General features: G+C 62.1%; 4 protein-coding genes and 3 pseudogenes. 4 read left to right on the top strand and 3 right to left on the bottom strand.

The window, feature by feature from the left end; genetic code table 11:
* Positions 1–611 precede the first annotated feature (611 nt).
* Positions 612–896 (bottom strand): tetratricopeptide repeat protein, encoded by a 285-nt coding sequence (locus GY769_10105; GenBank protein ID MCP4202277.1) that lies wholly within the window; start codon positions 894–896, stop codon positions 612–614.
* Between the two features lie 30 nt (positions 897–926).
* Positions 927–1022: pseudogene (locus GY769_10110) on the bottom strand (hypothetical protein).
* A gap of 53 nt (positions 1023–1075) precedes the next feature.
* On the opposite strand from GY769_10110, the gene GY769_10115 reads away from it, so the two are divergent.
* From GY769_10115 to GY769_10130, 4 genes and pseudogenes are all read left to right on the top strand, one after another.
* On the top strand, positions 1076–1726 hold the full coding sequence (locus GY769_10115; protein MCP4202278.1) for a helix-turn-helix domain-containing protein: 651 nt from the start codon (positions 1076–1078) through the stop codon (positions 1724–1726).
* Positions 1727–1772: 46 nt separating this feature from the next.
* Positions 1773–3265: pseudogene (locus GY769_10120) on the top strand (transposase family protein).
* 90 nt (positions 3266–3355) lie between these two features.
* Positions 3356–4219: pseudogene (locus GY769_10125) on the top strand (AAA family ATPase).
* Entirely contained in the window at positions 4216–5175 is a 960-nt protein-coding gene (locus GY769_10130) for an AAA family ATPase (GenBank protein MCP4202279.1), read from the top strand. The pseudogene GY769_10125 and the gene GY769_10130 overlap by 4 nt, the downstream one beginning before the upstream one ends.
* Before the next feature lie 91 nt (positions 5176–5266).
* Here GY769_10130 and GY769_10135 read toward each other — a convergent pair.
* On the bottom strand, positions 5267–5641 hold a 375-nt coding region (locus tag GY769_10135; GenBank protein ID MCP4202280.1), incomplete at its 5' end, for a hypothetical protein.

Raw genomic sequence — 5641 nt, forward strand, 5'->3', positions numbered from 1 at the left:
AATCGACGAGCAACGTGCCGGGCGCGATGTCCGCGGAGACCGACTTGCCGTTTAATGTCATGGAAACCGATGCCATGGTTCCTCCATGCGTTCCTGTTCAAAGTGGACGAGAAGCTGGCCATGAGAACCAGCTCGGCTGTGTTCGAAAGTCTCGACCTTGGGCCCGCCAGGTGTCAAGCGGCACCACGTCGACATGTGTCTCGAGGCCGGAATTAGCGGGTCTGGTATCGTTATGGGTGCTGCAGAGGCTCTGCTCTTTTCGAGCGGATCCCGAAACACGACGGAATCACGACAAGGACCAGGCGGGTTATCGACGGCGATGTAACTGTCTGAAAAAATTAATCATTTTCGCCATCAGACCGAAACGCCGTCACCTCGCCGCGCCCGGTTAGTGCCATCTCGGAGATCTCATCCTCGGTGTAGAAGTAGCGCAGCGACAGGGTGCGCCAGTTCTCGCACCGTGAGCAAGATCCCGCAAATCAATGGATGTACCGCATCCCTCGATCGCGTTGTGTGATGGGCATGAGGGAAGACCATCACACAGCGTGCACGAATGACGCTGTCGCCCGGCGCCGACTACTCGGGTGACCCGGAGATGCCGGGGCGCGGTGTCACTTGTCCGATTGGGGCAGCGTGTCAGGATCGAGTTTTTCGGCGAGGTCTTGCAGCCACCGGGTGTGCTCATCGGCATCGGGCCCCCCGATGTGGGCGACGGCCTGACGATAGTATTGGGCGGCGCGCTTGAAGTCGCCACGCGCTTCGTAGACGTGACCGAGTCGCTCGAGCCCGTCAATGGCCTCGGGAAAACGCTGCATCAGGTCGCGAGCCGCGGCTTCGGCCTCGTCGAGACGGCCGGCGTGGATGAGGTCCACGACGTGGTTGGACACGGTGTCCAAGTCGTCCGCCGGCTTGCCGACAGGGACACGAGCCGACTCGGCCTGGAGTTTGGGTAGACAGCAAAGCTTGTACTTCTTGCCACTTCCGCAGGGGCACGGAGCATTTTTGGAGATTTTCCGAGTCAGGACTCACCCGCCCAGTCGAGTTGGGAGACACTCATGCACCCGGAGAGGTTGCCATGAGTCAATCCATCATACAAGACCCAAAGACCCATGAATTACTGGCGAGTATCGATCGCGAGGTGGCGCAAAGCGCGCGGGACGCGGGCTGCCCGCCCTGCGGTGGCAAGCTCGATCGCTCCAACTACAAACGCAAACCGCGCGGTGTGTCGGGCGCGAGCGAGAAAGCCTATGAAATCCGCGAGAGCTTCTGCTGCCGGATAGAGGGCTGTCGCAAGCGAATGACGCCCAGGTCGGTTCGGTTTCTGGGACGCCGAGTGTATGTCGCAGTGGTCGTGGTGCTGGTGACGGCCATGCAGCAAGGGGTGACCCCAAAACGGGCCGCGCGACTCGAGGCGGAGTTGGGTATCAGTCGGCGGACGCTGCGGCGGTGGCGGTCGTGGTGGCTCGAGAGCTTTCCGTCGGGTGATTTCTGGCAAAGCGCCCGAGGCCGGTTTGCAGTCCGAAGTCCGATCGACGAGTCCCGGCTGCCGGCGTCGCTGCTTGAGCGATTTCCCGGCCCGAACGAGGACGTCCGACTGGTGAAGCTTTTGTGTTTCCTGGCGTGTGTACCGGCGTCGGTGATGGCCTCGTCGAGCGCACAAATCGCGGGCCGATCCGGATCCGCAGAAGATGCCATATTGGCGGGCGGTCAAAGACGCGATACGTAGTCTGCCAGCGACCCACTCGGTGATACTGGGTTCGCCGAGGAGTCAGATGACAAAAACCAACAGACGAGGTCCCGCTCGATGGGGACGGTTTCGCTTTGCGGTCGTGGGCAAACTACTGATTGCCCCGCTGGAACGGGGAGAGCTGCGCGCGGCGCTCTCCGAGCTCGCCGAGCAGTTATGGGAACATCCAATCACGGGCGAACCGACGCGTTTCACGGTGGCGACCCCTTAAACTCTGGTGCCAGATGGTACTACACGGCGCGCAACGCTGAACGCGATCCGGTCAGCGCGCTCGATACCAAGGTGCGCGCGGATCGCGGTCATCATCGCAGTATCAACGAATCGTTGGCTCGGGTCATCAGCCGGCAATACGAAGAGCACTCGTCGTGGAGCTACCAGCTGCACTACGATAACCTGGCCGCGCTGGCTCGGGCGCACCTGGAGCTTCGCCCGATGCCTTCGTATGCCTCGGTGCGTCGCTACATGCAAGCGCGCGGGCTGCTCAAGAAACCGCGTAAGCGCAAGCGAGATCCAACAGAGCCACTTCGCCGAGGCAAGGGTCACTACGAGGTGCGCAGCTATGAGCGCGAGTACGTCAACGCGCTATGGCATCTGGATTTCCATCTCGGCTCCCGAGCGCTCCTCGACCAGAAGGGCCAGTGGTGCCGCCCGCATCTATTCGCCTGTCTGGACGATCGCTCCCGGCTGTGCTGTCATGGTCAGTGGTACTGGGACGAGACCGCCGAGAGTCTCTCACACGGATTCTCGCAGGCAGTGCTCAAACGCGGGATTCCAGGCGAGCTGATGAGCGACTGCGGCTCGGCGATGAAGGCCGCCGAGTTTCGCGAGGGTCTGGCCGACCTGGATATCACGCACGCCATGACGCTGCCCTATTCGCCCCATCAGAACGCCAAAAGCGAGGTGTTCTGGAATCAGGCCGAAGGACGCTTCTTGCCCATGCTCGAGGGATGCCGCGACTTGACCATGACTCGACTCAACGACGCCTTCTGTGCGTGGGTCGAACTCGACTACAATCGCGGGCTCCACAGCGAGATTGGCACCTCGCCCCTCGAGCGATTCCTGTCCGACAAGAACGTCGGTCGCGCAAGTCCGGACAGTGACAGCGTGCGCTGCGCGTTTCGCATGCGCAACGCCCGGCAGCAGCGACGCAGCGACGGCACCGTCAGCATCGCCGGGCAGCGCTTCGAGGTGCCCTCGCGCTATCGCCACCAGAAGACCATCTACGTCCGCTATGCGCGCTGGGACCTGCGAGTCGTGGACATGATAGACGGCCGAACGGATACCGTCCTGTGCCGGCTGTTTCCCGTTGACAAGGCGCAAAACGCCGACGGCCGCCGGCGCGTATTGAAGCCGCTGCCCCAGGACGATGTCAGTCCAGCTGAGCCGCCACCGTCGGGGATGGCGCCGCTCTTGCGCGAACTCATGGCCGAATATTCGGCAACAGGGCTTCCACCGGCCTATTTGCCCAAGGGCGAGCAGCGAGCGAACAACGACCACAAGACAGAGAATGATAAATGAGCGAATTGCGACCGATTACCGGCCGTGCCGTAGATGGTGCGCCATCACTAGAATGAACGTATATCGATCATCACCACAAAGGCTCGACATATGAACAACAAACTACTCACGCGTTACGGGCTCAAATGGAACCCATTCTCACCGGGCATTCCCACCGAGGCCCTGCTCTCGACTCCTCAGATCGAGGATTTCTGCTGGCGAATCGAACACAACCTGGTCCGCGAGGGCGGCTTCTCCCTGATCACCGGTGAACCGGGACTCGGCAAGAGCGTCGCGATGCGGATTCTGGCTCAGCGGCTCGAGAGCGTCCGCGAGGTCACCGTCGGTGCACTCGTCCATCCTCAGAGCAGCTTGAACGACTTCTATCGCGAGATGGGTGATCTCTTCGGCGTCCCGCTGCGACCGAGCAATCGGTGGGGCGGATTTCGCGCGTTGCGCGAGCGCTGGCAGGCCCATATCGCAGGCTCATTGGTGCGCCCCGTGCTGCTGGCTGAACGACAATAGACGAGGCCCAGGAGATGCAGCCCGCAACCTTGAGCGAATTGCGCCTGCTGGCCAGCACTCGATTCGACTCGCGCATCATCTTGTGCGTCGTCCTCGCCGGCGACGAGCGATTGACCGACAAGCTGCGTCGCGACGAGCTTTTGCCGCTGGGAAGCCGAATTCGATGCCGCCTCGCCCTGCCGCCCGCCTCCGGCGACGTCCTTCGCCGCTGCCTGGTGCACCTGTGCCTTCAGCGCCGGCAACCCGCAACTGATGACCTCGGGACTCATCGACACCCTGTGCGAGCATGCCCTGGGCAACTATCGTGTACTCGTCAACATGGCGGCGGAGCTTCTCGACGCCGCCGCCCAGCGAGAGGCGTCGCAACTCGATGAGAAGCTCTACTTCGACGTCTTTTCCCTCCCATCTGAGAAATCTGCCTCGCGTCGCGTCACGGGAAAGCGACGATGAACCCTCTGCCCACCTGTCGTCCTCGAGACATCGACAGTCAAGACCGGCGACACCAATGGCTCGTCCGTTCCCTGTGGGCTCAGCAGGCCGTTGGAATCGTCGGCGGGGAGCCCAAGTGCTACAAGTCCTTCCTCGCCCTGGACGTCGCTGTCTCGGTCGCATCCGGTGCCCCATGCTTGCGTCGCTTCCCGGTAGAAAACTCCGGGCCCGTGCTCCTCTTTGCCGCCGAAGACGCTCTGCCCGTGGTCAAACAGCGACTCCTCGGTATCTCCACGGCCGCCGACGTGGATTTCCAGTCCTTGGATATCCACGTCATCACCAGTCCCTCTTTGCGACTGGACCTCGAGCGTGATCTCGACCGTCTACGCAAGACCGTGGACGTCATTCGCCCGGTGCTCTTAATCCTCGATCCCTTCGTCCGTCTGCACCGCATCGACGAGAACGCCGCCGCCGACGTCGCTCCGCTTCTGGCTGCCCTCCGCCACTTGCAGCGCGCCTTCGGCACCGCTGTGCTCCTCGTCCATCATGCTCGAAAATCCGGCGCTGCTCGCCCTGGGCAGGCCCTACGTGGCTCCTCCGAGCTTCACGCCTGGGGCGACAGCAATCTCTATCTGCGCCGAACTCGGGACCGACTGCTGCTCTCCGTCGAGCAGCGAGCTGCTCCCTCCATTTCGGCCCTCACTCTCGAGCTTCATCAAGATGGTGACGCTCTGGCCCTACGCGTGCTCCCTGATGCCGAGCATTCGGCCGCCTCTGTCCCGGCTCCCAAGCTCACGCCTGCACAACGCATCGAGCAAGCCCTCAGCGACGGCGCCCTCATGAGCCGCCGCCAGCTGCGAGACGCCTGTCGCATCCGCAACGCCACTCTGACCGAGACCTTGAGCCAACTCCTCGCCGCCGGCCGCGTCGTCGAGACCAGCGCAGGTCTCCGCCTGGCCTCGCCCCTTCCGCGTTGACCTGCGGCCCTCATCCAATCCGATTCCATTCCCGCCCTCTATAGGGATTTTGGGAACGGGAACCGGAATCGCCTCTTCACTCCGTCCTCGCTCACCCAAGAGCCTCTACACCTCTGCCCTTCGCTCGCACAACGATTCCATCGATTTTCGTGATCACCACGTCATCAAAAAGCGTGATCACTCTCAACGCGTCCAGCTTGGCCATGATCGAGTTGAGGCCAAAGGTGATGCGATTGAGGAGCAGATACTCGGGCGGCATATTTAGCTTGCGCATATTCGCCCCGAACATCTGCGTGATCGCCTCCTTGCAGTATTCGGCCGTGAACAGGAACGGCTCGTCGCGTAGCAGCGGTCGGTAGTACGGCTCGCTGAAGTTCCACAGCCAGTCGCGGTCGACCTTGCTCGCGTGTTCTCCTTTGATGAAGTTCATCATCACACACTGATCGAACACCGCGTCGCGGTCGCC

It is taken from the genome of bacterium, assembly GCA_024224155.1.
Taxonomy (GTDB): Bacteria; Acidobacteriota; Thermoanaerobaculia; order Multivoradales; family JAHEKO01; genus CALZIK01.